This is a genomic window from Pseudomonas oryzihabitans NBRC 102199, assembly GCF_000730625.1.
Classification (GTDB): Bacteria; Pseudomonadota; Gammaproteobacteria; order Pseudomonadales; family Pseudomonadaceae; genus Chryseomonas; species Chryseomonas oryzihabitans.
Map to the genome: position 1 here is coordinate 108,140 of NZ_BBIT01000010.1, position 16,961 is coordinate 125,100.

The 16,961-nt window shown below is 65.7% G+C and carries 18 protein-coding genes and 1 tRNA gene; 10 read left to right on the forward strand and 9 right to left on the reverse strand.

Features of this window, described 5'->3' with window-relative positions; translation table 11 throughout:
* Position 1 precedes the first annotated feature (1 nt).
* The 5 genes from pcp to POR01S_RS13165 all read left to right on the forward strand — a co-directional run bounded on the left by pcp (position 2) and on the right by POR01S_RS13165 (position 4,267).
* Entirely contained in the window at positions 2–640 is a 639-nt protein-coding gene (gene pcp / locus POR01S_RS13150) for a pyroglutamyl-peptidase I (protein WP_042136313.1), read from the forward strand.
* A gap of 79 nt (positions 641–719) precedes the next feature.
* Positions 720–2,072 (forward strand): MATE family efflux transporter, encoded by a 1,353-nt coding sequence (locus POR01S_RS13155; RefSeq protein WP_042136316.1) that lies wholly within the window; start codon positions 720–722, stop codon positions 2,070–2,072.
* A gap of 64 nt (positions 2,073–2,136) precedes the next feature.
* On the forward strand, positions 2,137–2,274 hold the full coding sequence (locus POR01S_RS23845) for a hypothetical protein (RefSeq protein WP_007159685.1): 138 nt from the start codon (positions 2,137–2,139) through the stop codon (positions 2,272–2,274).
* Positions 2,275–2,394: 120 nt separating this feature from the next.
* Positions 2,395–2,940 (forward strand): HI_1492 family protein, encoded by a 546-nt coding sequence (locus POR01S_RS13160; protein ID WP_042136318.1) that lies wholly within the window; start codon positions 2,395–2,397, stop codon positions 2,938–2,940.
* 286 nt (positions 2,941–3,226) lie between these two features.
* Positions 3,227–4,267 carry an acyltransferase family protein gene (locus POR01S_RS13165; RefSeq protein ID WP_027597223.1) on the forward strand — a complete coding sequence of 347 codons (1,041 nt, stop codon included), beginning with the start codon at positions 3,227–3,229 and terminating at the stop codon, positions 4,265–4,267.
* A 154-nt stretch (positions 4,268–4,421) separates the two neighbouring features.
* Here POR01S_RS13165 and POR01S_RS13170 read toward each other — a convergent pair whose 3' ends face one another.
* From POR01S_RS13170 to queA, 6 genes are all read right to left on the reverse strand, one after another.
* Positions 4,422–4,949 carry a glycine zipper 2TM domain-containing protein gene (locus tag POR01S_RS13170; RefSeq protein WP_007162948.1) on the reverse strand — a complete coding sequence of 176 codons (528 nt, stop codon included), beginning with the start codon at positions 4,947–4,949 and terminating at the stop codon, positions 4,422–4,424.
* A gap of 59 nt (positions 4,950–5,008) precedes the next feature.
* Positions 5,009–5,914, reverse strand: a complete 906-nt coding sequence (gene secF, locus POR01S_RS13175) for a protein translocase subunit SecF (protein ID WP_027597224.1) — start codon at positions 5,912–5,914, stop codon at positions 5,009–5,011.
* Positions 5,915–5,924: 10 nt separating this feature from the next.
* Complete coding sequence (gene secD / locus POR01S_RS13180; protein WP_027597225.1) at positions 5,925–7,793, reverse strand: protein translocase subunit SecD; 1,869 nt, start codon at positions 7,791–7,793, stop codon at positions 5,925–5,927.
* Between the two features lie 64 nt (positions 7,794–7,857).
* Positions 7,858–8,202: a preprotein translocase subunit YajC gene (gene yajC / locus POR01S_RS13185; RefSeq protein ID WP_007162951.1), complete on the reverse strand. Its 345-nt coding sequence runs from the start codon at positions 8,200–8,202 to the stop codon at positions 7,858–7,860.
* 147 nt (positions 8,203–8,349) lie between these two features.
* The gene (gene tgt / locus POR01S_RS13190) at positions 8,350–9,468 is read right to left on the reverse strand and encodes a tRNA guanosine(34) transglycosylase Tgt (protein WP_007162952.1); all 1,119 of its coding nucleotides are present in this window, start codon (positions 9,466–9,468) and stop codon (positions 8,350–8,352) included.
* Positions 9,469–9,478: 10 nt separating this feature from the next.
* Positions 9,479–10,522, reverse strand: coding sequence for a tRNA preQ1(34) S-adenosylmethionine ribosyltransferase-isomerase QueA (gene queA, locus POR01S_RS13195; RefSeq protein WP_027602460.1), 1,044 nt, complete (start codon positions 10,520–10,522; stop codon positions 9,479–9,481).
* Between the two features lie 106 nt (positions 10,523–10,628).
* Here queA and POR01S_RS13200 point away from each other — a divergent pair.
* Positions 10,629–10,713: transfer RNA gene (locus POR01S_RS13200), tRNA-Leu, on the forward strand.
* Positions 10,714–10,821: 108 nt separating this feature from the next.
* Here the strand turns inward: POR01S_RS13200 and POR01S_RS13205 are convergent.
* The gene (locus POR01S_RS13205) at positions 10,822–11,151 is read right to left on the reverse strand and encodes a DHCW motif cupin fold protein (RefSeq protein WP_027602459.1); all 330 of its coding nucleotides are present in this window, start codon (positions 11,149–11,151) and stop codon (positions 10,822–10,824) included.
* Positions 11,152–11,567: 416 nt separating this feature from the next.
* Here POR01S_RS13205 and POR01S_RS13215 point away from each other — a divergent pair, with 416 nt between their 5' ends.
* Together POR01S_RS13215 and POR01S_RS13220 are read left to right on the forward strand one after the other, a co-directional pair.
* Complete coding sequence (locus POR01S_RS13215; protein ID WP_042136322.1) at positions 11,568–12,077, forward strand: hypothetical protein; 510 nt, start codon at positions 11,568–11,570, stop codon at positions 12,075–12,077.
* 57 nt (positions 12,078–12,134) lie between these two features.
* Positions 12,135–12,455: a hypothetical protein gene (locus tag POR01S_RS13220; protein ID WP_007162970.1), complete on the forward strand. Its 321-nt coding sequence runs from the start codon at positions 12,135–12,137 to the stop codon at positions 12,453–12,455.
* Between the two features lie 19 nt (positions 12,456–12,474).
* On the opposite strand, the gene lptG is transcribed toward POR01S_RS13220, so the two are convergent.
* Together lptG and lptF are read right to left on the reverse strand one after the other, a co-directional pair.
* Complete coding sequence (lptG, locus tag POR01S_RS13225) at positions 12,475–13,536, reverse strand: LPS export ABC transporter permease LptG (protein WP_042136324.1); 1,062 nt, start codon at positions 13,534–13,536, stop codon at positions 12,475–12,477.
* Complete coding sequence (gene lptF, locus POR01S_RS13230) at positions 13,533–14,645, reverse strand: LPS export ABC transporter permease LptF (protein WP_027602457.1); 1,113 nt, start codon at positions 14,643–14,645, stop codon at positions 13,533–13,535. The genes lptG and lptF overlap by 4 nt, the downstream gene beginning before the upstream one ends.
* A gap of 171 nt (positions 14,646–14,816) precedes the next feature.
* Between lptF and POR01S_RS13235 the strand changes: the two genes are divergently transcribed.
* Entirely contained in the window at positions 14,817–16,316 is a 1,500-nt protein-coding gene (locus POR01S_RS13235; protein ID WP_042136326.1) for a leucyl aminopeptidase, read from the forward strand.
* Between the two features lie 212 nt (positions 16,317–16,528).
* Positions 16,529–16,957, forward strand: a complete 429-nt coding sequence (locus POR01S_RS13240; RefSeq protein ID WP_042136329.1) for a DNA polymerase III subunit chi — start codon at positions 16,529–16,531, stop codon at positions 16,955–16,957.
* Positions 16,958–16,961 lie beyond the last annotated feature (4 nt).

Below are 16,961 nucleotides of genomic sequence, written 5' to 3' on the forward strand. Positions count from 1 at the left end.
CATGACCCTGTTGCTCACCGGCTTCGCGCCCTTTGGCGGCGAGACCCTCAACCCCTCCTGGGAAGCCGTGCGCCGGCTGGATGGCGAGTGCCTCGGCGATCTGCCGGTGGTCGCGGCGCAGCTGCCGACCGAATTCGGCACCGCGCTCCGGGTGCTGGATGAGCTGCTCGAGCGCCATCGCCCGACCCTGGTGGTGGCGGTCGGCCAGGCCGGCGGGCGGGCCGAGCTGTCGCTGGAGCGCATCGCCATCAACGTCGACGACGCCCGCATCCCCGACAACGCCGGACGCCAGCCCATCGACGAGCCGGTGGTGGCCGATGGCCCGGCGGCCTATTTCAGCACCCTGCCGATCAAGGCCATGACCCGGGTCCTGCGCGACGCCGGCATTCCCGCGGCGGTGTCCCAGACCGCCGGTACCTTCGTCTGCAACCACGTCTTCTACGGCCTGCAGCATCGCCTGCAGGGCAGCGGGGTACGCGGCGGCTTCATCCATATCCCCTATCTGCCGGCCCAGGCCGCCGCTCAGCCCGGCGCGCCGTCCATGGCCCTGGAGACCCTGATCGCCGGTCTGCGCCTGGCGCTCACCTGCGCGGCGACCACCCGGGCGGACCTGCGCGAAGGCGGCGGCCAACTGGACTGATCCCCGCAGGCGCTGCGGCGGAGGACCACCCGGGCCGGCTGGCCTACAATGCCCCCTCCGCCGCCGCTGCGATTAGCCCATGTCCACCCTGCTTGCCGACTGGCGTCACCCCCTGCTGCACCGCCGCGTCTGGGCCCTGGCCGCGCCGATGATCCTGTCCAATCTCAGCGTGCCGCTGGTGACCCTGGTCGACAGCGCCATCGCCGGTCATCTGCCCGAAGCCCGTCAGCTCGCCGCGGTGGCCATGGGCGGCGCCTTCTACACCGCCCTGCTGGGCATCCTCGGCTTCCTGCGCATGGGCACCACCGGCTTCGCCGCCCAGGCCAGCGGCCGCCGCGACGGCGCCGCTCTGCGCCAGATCCTCCTGCAGGCCGGCCTGCTCGGGCTGGGTCTGTCGCTGCTCCTGCTGCTGGCCGCCAGCCTGGCGCTGGAACCGCTGCTTGCCTGGCTCGGCCTGGATCCCGCCTTCGCCGACCTGGCCGCGCGCTTCCTGCACCTGCGCCTGCTCGGCCTGCCCGCGGCGCTGCTCAGCTACGCGGTAATCGGCTGGCTGCTCGGCACCCAGGATGCGCGCACGCCGCTGGTGCTGCTGCTCACCACCAATGCCCTGAACCTGCTGCTGGTAACCGGCTTCGTGCTGGGTCTCGGCGCCGGGGTGCAAGGCATCGCCCTGGCCTCGGTGCTGGCGGAATGGAGCGGCATGCTGCTCGGCCTCTGGCTGGTGCTGCGCCGCCTGCGGCTGTGGCCCGGCCGGATCGATCGCCCGGCGCTGCGCCGCCTCGCCAGCTGGCGGCCGCTGCTGGCGGTCAATCGCGACATCTTCATCCGCTCCCTGGCGCTGCAGGCGGTGTTCCTGCTGTTCGCCGCCCAGGGCGCCCAGCTGGGCGAGACCACGGTGGCGGTCAACGCCCTGCTGCTCAATGGCCTGCTGGTCACCGCCTTCGCCCTCGACGGCCTCGCCCATGCGGTGGAGGCCCTGGCCGGCCATGCCCTGGGCGCCCACGAGGGCGCCACCCTGCGCCGGGTGCTGGTGATCGCCGGTGGCTGGTCACTGCTGGCCAGCCTCGGCTTCGCCCTGGCCTTCGCCCTCGGCGGCGATCTGTTCATCGCCCTGCAGAGCGACATCGTCGCGGTACGCGAGGCGGCTCACGCCTACCTGCCCTATCTGGCCGTGCTGCCGCTGATCGCCATGGTCAGCTACCTGCTGGACGGCCTCTTCATCGGCGCCACCCGCGCCCGGGAGATGCGCAACTCGATGCTGCTGGCCCTGTTGCTGGCGCTGCCGCTCGGCTGGCTGCTGCGCGGCCTCGGTAACCACGGCCTGTGGCTGGCCTTTCTTGCCTTCATGGCGCTGCGCGGCCTGATCTCCGCCCTGCTCGCCTGGCGCCTGGCCCACCGCGAAGGCTGGCTCAGCGACGACGGCAGCGCCTGACGCTGCGGAACCGCCGGGTCGGCGCCCCCCTCAAAGTCGGACATCCCCTGCCGAGAGCGCTGCCATGAGCGAAGACACCCGCGATCAGGAACCCCTGGACACCCCCGCCGACGGCGACGACGTCCCCGAGCACCAGAAGCCGGAAAATCTGGAAAAGCTCAAGGATTACGGCAAGGACCAGATTCCGCCCGGCATCGCCTGACGCCAACCCTGAACCTCTCGACAAAAGCCGTCGACAGCGGTGGCAAAGCCCCGGCGGAGCTCTTAGCATCCGTCGGGTTGAGTGGGCCCAAGGGCCTTCGTGAAGGGAATCCGGATCACCATGACCGCCAGGTCCTACCTGTCGCCTCTGCGCGCGCCCCTGTTGGCGCTACTGGCGCTTGTCCCGGCGCTGGCTCAGGCCGTCGACGGCTACGCCGGGATCGCCTTCGGCACCGAGCAGAAAGCCTTTCTGGCGAGAAAGCTCTGCACCTTCCAGCCGCGCAAGATCGACGTCGTTGGCGTCGAGTATTTCGAATGCACCGACCTGACCTTCGCCGGTGAAAAGGTCGAGGCCGGCGCCTTCTTCATCGATGGCCGCTTCCTGCGCCTGTCCATCGTCACGCCCCTGGCGCAGTCCTTCCTGATCGCCGAAGGCCTCACCCAGAAATACGGCAAGCCCTCTTCCCAGTCGTCGGCCGCCGCCTTCGAGCGCCTGACCCAGGACGACGACGCCCAGGCCTATCTGGCCTTCGACCACGACACCGTCGTCTACAAGTTCAGCGCCCAGGCGGCACGCAAGAAGCAGGTCCTGCTGATCTATACCTCGCCGCGCTACGAGCCCCTGCTCAAGGAGAAGCAGCTGCAGTTCGTCAAAGACTCTCTCTAAACATCCGGTTACAGCTCGTCGGACAATTGGGCCTTTGGCCATCAAAGTGTTGCCCCGTTCACGTATGGCCGGAAACAAGCCATGAACAATGGCAGATAGCCACGGTCAGAACGCGGGCAAGGAGCCCCTTCCTGTAACCGGCTACTTACGGACGTCGTTCCTTCGGGAGTCCTACCATGACCGAACCTGTCGCAACGCGCGCCCTGGCGCCGCAGCGTTCCCGCTTTCGTTTGCCCCAGTGCTTTGGCTTCAGCTGCACAGGTTCTCTTTTGAAAAGGATCATTCAATGAACACTCGCAATCTCTGGGTCGACTATGCCAAGGCCATAGGCATCGTGCTGGTCGTCTACGGCCATGTCGTCCGCGGCCTGCTCAACGCCGGCATCCTGCAGGACGCCGAATTCCACGGCCTGGTGGACAGCGTCATCTACAGCTTCCACATGCCGCTGTTCTTCTTCCTGTCCGGCCTGTTCTTCTACAGCTCCTTCATCAAGCGCGGCACCGGCGGCCTGCTGGTGAACAAGATCGACACCATCGTCTATCCCTTCCTGGTCTGGTCGCTGCTGCAGGGCTCGGTGGAGGCGCTGATGTCGCGCTACACCAATGGCGGCGTCAGCTTCAGCGAAGTCCTGACGGTCTGGGAGCCACGCCAGCAGTTCTGGTTCCTCTATGCGCTGTTCCTGGTGTTCTGCCTGGCCATGCTCGCCTATCGCTGGGCCAAGCCGCTGGCCTTCTTCGCCGTGTTCGCCTTTGGCGCCCTGGTCTATCTGTTCCAGAACGCCGGCCCGGAAGACTTCTTCTTCACCTTTACCGCGCAGAACTTCGTGTTCTTCGCCTTCGGCGTCTGGTTCAACAACTTCAAGCAGGCCATCGAGGAACAGGCCGGTCGCGTGATGCTGGGTTCGGGTCTGCTGTTCGTGGTGCTCGAATACTGGTTCCACGGCCTGCTGGGCCTGGTCTACACCGATCGTGGCCTGGCCACCCTGGTGCTGGCGCTGAACGGCATCGTCTTCGTCAGCAGCCTCTGCATGGTGCTGGCGCAGCGGCCGCTGCAATGGGTGCTGACCCTGGGCGCGCTGTCGATGCCCATCTACGTGATGCACGTGCTCAGCGGCAGTGGCGCCCGCATCGTCCTGAGCAAGGGCCTGCACATCAACGACGGCCTGCTGCACATCGTCGCCGGTTGCGCCTTCGGCATCCTGGTGCCGGTGGCCATCGCCAAGCTGCTGGAAGCCCGCGGCATCAACGGTCTGTTCGAGGCGCCGGCGTGGATCTCCGCCCGGCGGTGGCTTCGGCCCAAAGCAGAAACCCCCCGCCCCGCCGTCTAAATGACGACACCGGCCAGGGCGCCCTGCGCGCCCTGGCCGGCGCGGCAGAGCTTTCGGATCACCGCGCAAGAGCCAATAAAAAAACCCGCTGCCAGTCACCTGGCAGCGGGTTTTTTGTTGGCTGCAGCCCTGGGGCTTCAGCCGGTCACGCGAATCACTGGCTGGCCAGTACCTGGCCGTTCTTCACTTCCAGTTGCTTGCCCGGCTCGTGGTCCATGCGGACCTGGCCGATCTTGCCATCCAGCAGGTATTTGACGTCATAGCCGACCACCTTGTCGCTGCTGTCGTTGACCGTGCTGCAGCGGGTCTGGGTGGTGGTGTAGGTGTCGCGGTTCTGCATGTATTCCTGACCCTTGTTGCCGGCGTAACCACCGCCCACGGCACCGGCGATGGTCGCCAGGGTCTTGCCGCTGCCGTTGCCGACCTGGTTGCCCAGCAGACCGCCGACGACCGCGCCTACGGCGGTCCCGGCGATCTGGTGTTGGTCCTGAACAGGCCGCCGATGCGTCACCGCGACCTCCTTGCAGACCTCGCGCGGGGTCTTGACCGTTTCCTTGACCGGCTGGACGGCGACGACCTCGGCGTACTGAGGCCCGCGGTCGACGAAACTGTACGCCACGGCGCCACCAGCGGTGGCGACGATGGCTCCCAGAACCGTACCTACGAGCATCGACTTGTTCACTACAACCTCCTGACTACTCTGTCATAGCGGGCACCTGGCCCTTTGCCATGCCTGGGACATCAGGGACGGTCGTCGAGTTCCTTGGCTTGCGGGGGAATCAGGTCCTCGCTCTTCAGGTCCAGCCAGATCAGCACCACGTTGGCGATATAGATCGACGAGTAGGTACCGGCCAGCACGCCGATGAACAGCGCCAGGGAGAAGCCGAACAGGTTGTCGCCGCCAAAGAACAGCAGCGCCGCCACGGCCAGCAGGGTCGAGATCGAGGTGGCCAGGGTGCGCAGCAGGGTCTGGGTGGTCGAGACGTTGATGTTCTCGATCAGACTGGCCTTGCGCAGTACCCGGAAGTTCTCCCGCACCCGGTCGAACACCACGATGGTGTCGTTGAGCGAGTAGCCGATGATGGCCAGGACCGCCGCCAGCACCGTCAGGTCGAAGGTGATCTGGAAGAACGACAGCAGGCCCAGGGTCACCACCACGTCGTGCACCAGCGAAATGATCGCGCCCACGGCGAACTTCCACTGGAAGCGGAAGGCCACGTAGACCAGCACGCTACCCAGGGCCAGCAGCATGCCCAGGCCGCCCTGGTCACGCAGTTCCTCGCCCACCTGCGGACCGACGAACTCGGTACGGGTCAGGGAGAAGCGCTCGGTGCTCGCCTTCTGCAACGCGCTGGTCACCTGCTGGCCCAGCTGCGGGTTGTCACCCGGCATCCGGACCAGGACATCGGTGGTGGCGCCGAAGCTCTGCACCACCGCCTCCTCGAAGCCGGCGCCCTGCAACTCCTGACGGATCTTGCCGAGGTCGGCGGGCTGCTCGTAGCGCAGCTCGATCAGGGTACCGCCGGTGAAATCCAGGCCGAAGTTCAGCCCCTTGTAGAACCAGCTGAACAGCGCCAGAACGGTCAGGAGCGCGGTGATGGCGAACGCGATATTGCGTACGCCCATGAAGTTGATGGTCTTTTTCATCGCCGCGTCCTCAAATCCACAGCTTCTTGACGTTCCGGCCGCCATAAATCAGGTTGACCATGGCACGGGTCACGAAGATGGCGGTGAACAGGGAGGTGAAGATACCCAGCGACATGGTCACGGCGAAGCCCTTGACCGGCCCGGTGCCCATGGCGAACAGGATGGCGCCCACCAGCAGGGTCGTCAGGTTGGAGTCCAGGATCGCCGTGAAGGCGCGACTGAAGCCCTCATGGATGGCGCGCTGGATCGGCATGCCGTTGGCGATCTCTTCGCGGATCCGCGAGAAGATCAGCACGTTGGCGTCCACCGCCTGACCCATGGTCAGGACGATACCGGCGATGCCCGGCAGGGTCAGGGTGGCATGCAGGATGGACATCAAGGCCATCAGCAGCACCATGTTGAAGCCCAGGGCGATGGTAGCCAGCAGGCCGAAGAAGCGGTAGATGGCGATCAGGAACAGCGAGACGAAGACCATGCCCCACAGCGAGGCATCGATACCCTTCTCGATGTTGTCGGCACCCAGGCTCGGGCCGAGGGTACGCTCCTCGGCGAAGTACATGGGTGCGGCCAGGCCACCGGCACGCAGCAGCAGCGCCAGTTCCGAGGCCTCGCCCGAGCCGTTCAGGCCGGTGATGCGGAAGCTGTTGCCCAGGGCCGACTGAATGGTCGCCAGGCTGATGATGCGCCGCTCCTCCTCGAAGCCGGGCACCGCCACTTCCTTCTGTACGCCGTCCACGGTCTGGGTGGTGTAGCGGGTGACCGGGCGCTGCTCGATGAACACCACGGCCATGCTGCGGCCGACGTTGCTGCGGGTGGCGCGGTTGATCAGATCGCCGCCATGGCCATCCAGGCGGATGTTGACCTGGGGCCGGCCGTTCTCGTCGAAGCTGGCCGAGGCGTCGGTGACCTGGTCACCGGTGATGATGACGTTACGCTCCAGCGGTACCGCCGGACGACCAGGCTCGCGGAATTCGAAGCTCTCGGTGGAGGCGCGCGGGGTGTCCGCGGTGGCGGCCAGGCGGAATTCCAGGTTGGCGGTCTTGCCGAGGATGCGTTTGGCTTCGGCGGTGTCCTGCACGCCCGGCAGCTCGACCACGATGCGGTCGGCGCCCTGGCGCTGCACCAGCGGCTCGGCCACGCCCAGTTCGTTGACCCGGTTGCGCACCGTGGTCAGGTTCTGGGTGACGGCATAGTTGCGGATCTCGCGCAGCTTGGCCTCGGTCAGCTGCAGACGCAGCACCTGCAGGTCACCACGGGTGTCGGTGGTCAGCTCGAAATCGGTGTAGTTCTTGCGGATCAGGCTCTGCGCCTGCTGCAGATCGGCGGCATCGGTGAAGCCCAGCTGCAGGGCGCCGTTCTGGTCGGGCATGCTGCGATAGCGCACCTTCTCGCGACGCAGCAGAGTCTTGACCTCGTTGTCATAGACCTTCAGGCGCGCGTCCACGGCCTTGTCCATGTCCACAGCCAGCAGGAAGTGCACACCACCGGACAGGTCCAGGCCCAGCTTCATGGGGCTGGCACCGAGCTTGCGCAGCCACTGCGGGGTGGTGGGCGCCAGGTTCAGGGCGACCACGAAGTCGTCGCCAAGGGTGCGGCGGACCACTTCCTGGGCCGGCAGCTGATCGTCGGCGCGCATCAGGCGGATCAGCACCCGGCTGCCGCTCTCGTTGACGTCGCTGGATTTCACGGCGAGTTGCGCCTGCGCCAGAGCCGCGTTCACCCGCTGCACATCGGCAGGGGTCACCGTGCGTTCGGTGCTGGAAGCGCTGATCTGCAGGGCCGGATCGTCGGGGTACAGATTAGGAACCGAATAGATGACGCCCACGACCAGTACGGCCAGGATCAGCAGGTACTTCCAGAGGGGATATTTGTTGAGCATGACACCGCCCGAGATAAAGGCGGGGCGCCTTGCGCGCCCCGATATTAGCTAGATTGAGGAAGACTCAGAGGGCCTTCAGGGTGCCCTTCGGCAGGGTCGCGGCAATGGCGCCCTTCTGGAACTTGAGCTCGACGTTGTCGGACACTTCCAGCACCACGAACTCGTCGGTGACCTTGTTGATGCGACCGGCGATGCCACCGGTGGTCACCACTTCGTCACCCTTCTGCAGGCCGCCGATCAGGTTCTTGTGATCCTTGGTGCGCTTGGCCTGGGGACGCCAGATCAGGAAATAGAAGATCACCACGAAGCCGATCAGGAAGATGAACTGAATGTATTCACCTCCCGGTGCAGCGTTGGCGGCCGGCGCGGCAGCTTCCTGGGCCTGGGCCGTGGAAATCAGAAAACTCATTGCACTACTCCTTGCAGAGTTGGATGACGGAAAAAGAAGAGATGCCGGGGGTCGCTCGCCGCCGTTCCGACCGCCTCGAGACCCTGCTCACGCCCCCGACGAAGGACGCGCGAGCGCCGTTTCGCCAGGGCGATCGGACAGGGGCTTTCAGCTGTCGAGCGGCGGCGTAGGCAGGCCGCGCCGAGCATAGAAGGCGTCCACAAAGTCGGCCAATTTACCCTCTTGGATAGCCTGGCGCAAACCGGCCATCACGCGCTGGTAATACCGCAGGTTGTGGATCGTATTCAGCATACTCCCCAGCATTTCCCCGCATTTATCCAGATGGTGCAGATAGGCCCGGGAGAAATGTTTGCAGGTGTAACAGTCGCAGGTAGGATCCAGTGGCGTCTCGTCGTGACGGTGCACGGCATTGCGCAGCTTGAGGACACCGGTGTCGATGAACAGGTGGCCGTTGCGGGCATTGCGGGTGGGCATCACGCAGTCGAACATGTCGACGCCACGGCGCACGCCTTCCACCAGGTCTTCCGGCTTGCCCACGCCCATCAGGTAGCGCGGCTTGTCGGCCGGCAGGTGCGGCGGCAGGAAGTCCAGTACCCGGATCATCTCTTCCTTGGGCTCGCCCACCGACAGGCCGCCGATGGCGTAGCCGTCGAAGCCGATGCCTTCCAGGCCCTCCAGGGACCTCAGGCGCAGCTCTTCGTGCATGCCGCCCTGGACGATGCCGAACAGCGCCGAGGGGTTGTCGCCATGGGCTTCGCGGGAGCGCTTGGCCCAGCGCAGCGACAGCTCCATGGAGCGGCGCGCGGTGTCGAAGTCCGCCGGATAAGGGGTGCACTCGTCGAAGATCATCACGATGTCCGAGCCCAGGGCGCGTTGCACCGCCATGGATTCCTCGGGCCCCATGAAGACCTTGGCACCGTCCACCGGCGAGGCGAAGTAGACGCCCTCCTCCTTGATCTTGCGCAGCGCGCCCAGGCTGAACACCTGGAAGCCGCCGGAATCGGTGAGGATCGGTCCCTGCCACTGCATGAAGTCGTGCAGGTCGCCGTGGCGCTGGATCACCTCGGTCCCCGGGCGCAGCCAGAGATGGAAGGTGTTGCCGAGGATGATCTGGGCACCGATGTCGGCGACGCTGTCGGGCAGCATGCCCTTGACCGTGCCGTAGGTACCGACCGGCATGAAGGCCGGGGTCTCGACCACGCCGCGGGGAAAGGTCAGGCGACCGCGACGGGCCTTGCCCTCGGTGGCCAGCAATTCGAAATTCATGAAACTCATATCAGCTCTCCGGGCCCTGGGCCCCGGGATTGCGGGTGATGAACATGGCGTCGCCATAACTGAAGAAGCGATAGCCCTCGGCCACGGCCGTGGCATAGGCGGCCATGGTCTCGCGGTAACCGGCAAAGGCCGACACCAGCATCAGCAGGGTCGACTCGGGCAGGTGGAAGTTGGTCACCAGCGCATCGACCACGTGGAAGGGCCGACCGGGATAGAGAAAGATGTCCGTCTCGCCGGCGAAGGCCTTGAGCTCGCCGTCACGGGCGGCGCTTTCCAGCGAACGCACGCTGGTGGTGCCGACGGCGATCACCCGGCCACCCCGGGCGCGGCAGGCGGCCACGGCATCCACCACGGCCTGGTCGACCTGCAGCCACTCGCGGTGCATGTGGTGGTCTTCGATCCTTTCCACCCGCACCGGCTGGAAGGTGCCGGCACCGACGTGCAGGGTGACGAAGGCGGTCGCCACGCCCTTGGCGCGGATGGCCTCCAGCAGCGGCTCGTCGAAGTGCAGTCCGGCGGTGGGCGCGGCCACGGCGCCGGCATTGCGCGCATAGACGGTCTGGTAGCGCTCGCGATCCTCGGCTTCGTCGGGCCGGTCGATATAGGGCGGCAGCGGCATGTGGCCGACCCGCTCCAGCAGCGGCAGCACCGGCTCGGCGAATTTCAGCTCGAACAGCGCCTCGTGGCGCGCCACCATCTCGGCCTCGGCGCCGCCGTCGATGAGGATGCGGCCGCCCGGTTTGGGCGACTTGCTGGACCGCACATGGGCCAGCACCCGCTCCTCGTCCAGCACCCGCTCCACCAGGATCTCCAGCTTGCCGCCACTGGCCTTCTGGCCGAACAGCCGCGCCGGGATCACCCGGGTGTCGTTGAACACCATCAGGTCGCCGGGCCGCAGATAGCCCAGCAGATCGGCGAAATGGCAATGACTGAGCTCACCGCTGGGGCCGTCGAGCACCAGCAATCGACTGCCGCGGCGCTCGGCCAGCGGATGACGGGCGATGAGGGATTCGGGGAGGTCGAAATGGAAGTCGGCGACGTGCATGGCAGGTAGATCTCGAAAGGCCGCACAGCTTACCGGAAGCGGCCTTTTTCACCAACGCACTTTGGATTGACCGGGCCTGCCCGCGTCCCTATACTCCGCCGCCATTGCCCCGGTGGCGGAACCGGTAGACGCGGCGGATTCAAAATCCGTTTCCGAAAGGAGTGGGAGTTCGAGTCTCCCCCGGGGCACCAAGCTGTACCTTCCAGGCCTTCTCCGTGTTGGCTGGAGGCCGAAGAAACCGCCCCTTGAGGCGGTTTTTTTGTGCCTGGGGCGCCCGGGTTGCGGCCTCGAGACGAGCCTCAGTCCACGATGAATAATCTGGCGCCAATCGCGGTAGAGGATCTGTGGGCCTCGGCATTGTCGGCCACTTGGTAGCTCATGCCAGCGGTCAAGGTGAAGACGCGACCATCGACCAGCTCGGTATCCAATCGACCGTCCAGGCACAGCAGGATGTGCCCCTTGCTGCACCAGTGATCGGCAAGGTAACTCTCACTGTACTCGACCATGCGGACTCGTATTGCCCCAAACTGGCAGGTACGCCAAACAGCCGAGCCGGTCGTTCCCGCATGGACTACAGGTTCGATTGTCGACCAATCAGTGATTCCGAATGGAATGTCGCTCAGTTGCATGACGGCCTCTATCAGGACAGGAGGGGTATGGTACCCGGGCAGCAAGACGGTCAATTCATACAGATTGGCCGAATTTGCGAGATACGCAGCCTTGGAGGGTCTCCACTCGCTGCGCCTTCTGTACCTTTACGAATGCGCCGCCCCGTTGATCAGGCACGCTCTTGATCACCCCACTCCCGCTTTCATCATGAGGAAGGATGCCTGTTGAAGTTGAAATGGATATTGCTTGGCCTCGCACTGCTACTGTCCGGCTGCAGTCACTACAGTGATGCCGGCCCGATCTGCGAGCCGAGTCCGCTGAGCGGTGAGGACTGCCAGAAGCGGCAGCCGGTCGGGAATTACCTGATGGACAAGTATCACGAATGGGAACGCTACCAGTAGGCTCGCATTCTCGATCTGTTTAGCGAGGGCTAGGTATGAGGCGAACCGCACCACTGCTGATCGTCCTGTTGCTTGGACTGCAAGGCTGCGCCGTACAGCAACCGGCCCAGCCAGCCGGTGCAGCGATCGACCTGGATCGCTCGCCCAGCTGGACCCTGCAGGCCCGGTTGCACAGTGCGCTCTATGGCTGCGAATTGCTGGTGCTGCACGGCAACAACGCCCGCCTGGCGGGCGAGCTGGGGCGCTTGGCGGACTTTCGCCAGCGGCTGAACAGCTGCCAGACCCAGGCCGCTGCCGAAGAAAAGCAGGCTACGGGCCAGTTACCCACCGGCCAAGATCGCCTGCTGCGCAATGCGCAGAAGGCCTACCTGGCCGCCTGGCAGCGCTATCTGGCCGGACTCACCATCGATCATCCGGCCGATCTGCAGCAGAAGCAGTCTTATCTTGAGGCGCGGTCAGCGCTGCTCGAGGTGGCGTCAAAACGCCCGGACATCCGCGCCGAGCCCGGCAAACGACCGAATAGCCAGCTGACAACCGGCAGCTGAAACCCGAGGGCAAAGCATGCAATAGTAAGACATCGATACGGACGCGAGATCTTGCGCATGGAAACGCTCTCCCCTCTCTCCCAGGTGGCGGTCAAGGACCTGGAAACGGCCCAGACCCCCGCTCGCTTCTCCACCGCCTTCATCGAGCGCCTGCTCTCGCGTTGCGAGACGCGCATGGACGAGATGGAAGCCTGCCCCGACATGAGCGCGGATCTGCGCCTGATCCACATGCAGAACGTCGATCTGCTGGTGCGTACCGTGGTGGGCGAATGCCGCCATCGGGATCAGATCCGCCGCGTGCAGCGAATCCTGAGCTTCTGCGAAGCCCACGCCGGCTGGCTGCAGCCGCAACCGGTCGTGAGCAAAGGCGCCGCCTAGCGGACAGCGCCGCCGGGCCCTAGCCGGCCCGGCGCAGCAACAGCACCCCGGCCACGGCGCAGAGCAGCGCCGGTGCCAGCACGGCCAGCAGCGGCGAGAAGCCGAACACCAGGCTGGACGGCCCCAGCAGATCCTGGAAGATCCGCAGGGCGAAGCCGATGATCACCCCGGTGAAGATCCGCTGTCCCAGGGTCACCGAGCGCAGCGGGCCGAAGATGAAGGAGATCGCCATCAGCACCAGGGCGGCGGTCACCAGCGGCTGGAAGATCTTCGACCAGAACGCCAGCCAGTAGCTTTTGTTGCTCAGCCCCTGATCGGCCAGGTAGTGGATGTACCACCACAGCCCGGAGATCGACAGCGCGTCCGGCTCCATGATCACGGTGTCGAGCACCTGCGGGGTCAGCTCGACGTTCCAGGTGACCTTGGGCTCCTGGCGCACGCTGGTCTGGCGATTGCCGAAGTCGGTGATGCTGACGTTTTCCAGCTCCCAGTGATCGCCGCGATAGATGCCGCGCTGGGCGAAGCTGGATTGCAGCAGGTGGCGATTGTCGTCGAATTCGTAGCGCGTCACGCCCAGGAGCAGGCCATTGGGCTGCACCGCGTTGACGTGAGTGTATTCGTGTCCCTGACGATGCCAGAGACCGTGGCGCGAACTCTGTGCCTTGCCGGCGCTCTGGGCCAGGGCCCGCCCGCTCTGCGCCAGGTTTTCCGACCAGGGCGCCAGGTACTCGCCGATCAGGATGCCGGCGATGAGCAGCACGAACATCGGCTTCATCACCGCCCAGACGATGCGCCCCAGGGAGACGCCGGCGGCACGCATCACGATCAGCTCGCTGCTGCTGGCCAGGGTTCCCAGGCCGATCAGGCAGCCGATGAGTGCGGCCATTGGCAGCATCTCGTAGGCCCGGCGCGGCGTGGTGAGCAGGACGAACTTGAGCGCCTCGGCCACGCCGTAGTTGTCGTCGAAGTCGCCGAGCTGGTCGATGAAGGCGAACAGCAGGGCCAGACCTACGATCACCCCCAGTACCGCGAGGATGCTGACGAAGACGGTGCGACCTATGTACCAGTCGAGCTTGTTCATGCCGCCACCTCCGGCTTGTGACCGCGCAGACGCGCCTTGAGCGGTTCCCAGAAGGCCAGCAGCAGGCCAAGTACCAGGAACAGCAGGTGCACGCCCCACAGCCCGATGGCCGGCGGCAGGCGGCCCTTGTCCAGGGCGCCACGGGCGGCGATCAGCAGCGACAGATAGGCCATGTACAGCAGGATCGCTGGCAGCAGCTTGAGGAAGCGGCCCTGGCGCGGATTGACCTTGGCCAGGGGCACGGCGATGAGGGTGACGATGAAGACCAGGATCGGCAGCGACAGCCGCCACTGCAGCTCGCCGCGGTACTGCAGGTCGTTGCTGCGCATCAGCTCGCCGGTGGTCACGGCATCACGCTCGCTGATGTCCTCGCTGACCGCGGGCTTGGGCAGGAGCACACCGTAGGTGTCGTACTGCACCGCGCGGTAGTCGGCCTGGCCCGGCACGCCGTCGTAGCGGAAGCCGTTCTGCAGGATCAGGTAGCGACTGCCGTCCGGGTGGATTTCCTGCCGGCCGGTGTCGGCCACCAGCACGCCCACGCCACGGTCCTTGCCGCCGGCGGTGGAGGTGTTGCGCTCGGAGATGAAGACCCCGCCCAGCTGGCTGCGATCCGCCGACAGGCGCTCGGTGTAGGTGACCCGCGAGTTGTCTCTCAGGGACTGGAAGCGACCCGGTTCGAGGGTGTCGAACTCGGTCATGGCATCCTGCTGGTTGAGGATGGTGGTGACCTTCTGCACGCCCAAGGGCGCCAGCGACAGACTCAGCCAGGCGACGATCAGGGCGACCACCGCGGCCGGGGCCATGCTGTAGGCCAGCAGGCGGCGCGGACTCATGCCAGTGGCGGTGAGCACGGTCATCTCGCTGTCCAAGTACAGCCGACCATAGGCCAGCAGGAAGCCGAGAAACAGGCCCAGCGGCAGGATCAGCTGCAGGAAGCCGGGGATGCGATAGGCCATGATGAGCAGCAGCACGCCCGGATCCAGCAGGCCCTGGGCCGCCTGGGCCAGGTACTTGATGAAGCGGCCGCTCATGATGATCACCAGCAGCACGGCACTGACCGCACCGAGGGTGGTGAGAACTTCTCGAGACAGATAGCGGAAGACGATCAAACAGGATTCTCCAGGGTTGTCAGGCTCTGGCGCGAACGCTCACACTAGCTCGGCTGCATGGCTTGCGTTGCAAGGCCCACCCGTTGAAGGCCGATCGCCGGGAAAGGCCCTGGCGAAAGCCCCGCATTATATCCTGCGAACTCATGTGTTTGTCTTGGGGAGCTTCTCCTAATGGAATTCGTCGTCAAAAACGCTCGTCCGGAAACCCTGAAAACCGCCACGCTGGTCGTGGCCGTCGGTGAAGGCGGTGCGCTCGACGCAGCGGCCAGCGCCGTGGACGCCGCCACCTCCGGCGCCCTGAGCGCGGCGGTCAAGCGCGGCGACATCGCCGGCAAGGCCGGCCAGACCCTGCTGCTGACCAATCTGCCCGGCATCAAGGCCGAGCGCGTGCTGCTGGTGGGTAGCGGCGCCAGTGAAGGGCTTTCCGACCGCCAGTACCGCAAGCTGGCCAGCGGCGCCCTGGGCGTGCTCAAGAGCCTGGGCGGCAGCGACGCCGCCATCGTCCTCGGCGATGTGCCGGTCAAGAATCGCGACGGCTATGCCCGCCTGCGCCTGCTGGCCGAGACCCTGGCCGATGGCGACTACGTCTTCGATCGCTTCAAGAGCAAGAAGGCCGAGCCGCGGCCGCTGAAGAAGCTGACCCTGGTCACCACCAAGGCCTCCCAGCCGGAAGCCGAGCGCGCCCTGGCCCATGCCCTGGCGATCACCCACGGCACCGCCTACGCCAAGGACTTCGGCAACCTGCCGCCGAACGTCTGCAACCCGGTCTATGTGGCCGATCAGGCCAAGGCCCTGGGCAAGCAGTTCAAGGACGCCGAGCTCTCCGTCGAGGTGCTCGACGAGAAGAAGATGCGCGAACTGGGCATGGGCTCCTTCCTCGCCGTGGCCCAGGGCAGCGCCCAGCCGCCGCGCCTGGTGGTGCTGCAGTACAAGGGCGGCGCCAAGAGTGCCCAGCCCTACACCCTGGTCGGCAAGGGCATCACCTTCGACACCGGCGGCATCAGCATCAAGCCCAGCGCCGGCATGGACGAGATGAAGTACGACATGTGCGGCGCCGCGAGCGTCCTGGGCACCTTCCGCGCCCTCATGGAACTCAAGCCGGCGATCAACGTGGTCGGCCTCCTGGCCCTGGCCGAGAACATGCCCAGCGGCACCGCCACCCGTCCGGGTGACATCGTCACCAGCATGAGCGGCCAGACCATCGAGATCCTCAACACCGACGCCGAAGGCCGCCTGGTGCTGTGCGACACCCTCACCTACGCCGAGCGCTTCCAGCCCAAGGCGGTGATCGACATCGCCACCCTCACCGGGGCCTGCATCACCGCCCTGGGTTCGCTGGTCTCGGGCCTGATGGGCAACAATGACGCCCTGATCGACCAGGTCAAGCAGGCCGGCGATCGCGCCGACGACCGCGTCTGGCAACTGCCGTTGCACGACGAGTACCAGGAGCAGCTGGACAGCCCCTTCGCCGACATGGCCAACATCGGCGGCCCCAAGGCCGGCACCATCACCGCCGGCTGCTTCCTGGCGCGCTATGCCAAGGCCTATCCCTGGGTCCACCTGGACGTGGCCGGCACCGCCTGGATCAGCGGTGGCAAGGACAAGGCCGCCACCGGTCGCCCGGTCCCGCTGCTGGTGCAGTACCTGCTCGACCGCACCGCCGAGGCCTAAGCACCTGTTCAAAGTCTGCTGCGCGTCGGCCAAACGGCGTTGAAAAGACCTTCGGAATGCTCATTTACGTTTTGTAAACTCCGCTTCCTCAGGTCTTTTCGCCTTGTTTGGCTCTAGCTCGCGAGACTTTGAACACGTGCTAACGCCTATAGAGGCCGCGACGCCCCTGCGTCGCGGCCTTGTCGCTTCCCTCCCCTTCTTCGTGATCCGCCATGACCCGTGTCGACTTCTATGTTCTGCCTTCCACCGATCCCGCGGCGCGGCTGGCCTTCGCCTGTCGGCTGGTGGACAAGGCCTGGAAGCAGGGCATGCTGGTCTATGTGCACTGCGCCGACGCCGAGCAGCGCCAGCGCCTGGACGAGCAGCTGTGGGCGTTCCGTCCCGACAGCTTCGTTCCCCACGATCTGGCGGAGAATGCCAGCGACAGCCCCGTGGTGCTGGGCCTGACCACGCCCGCCGAGCAGCAAGGCGAGCTGCTGATCAACCTCAGCCTGGCCCCGCCGCCCTGCCATGCGGGTTTCGCCCGGATCGCCGAAGTGGTCGTCGAAGCCCCCGAAGTGCGCCAGGCGATGCGCGAAGGTTTTCGCTTCTACCGCAAGCTTGGCTATGCTCTACAGGACCATCAGCTGTCACGTGTCTGATTTC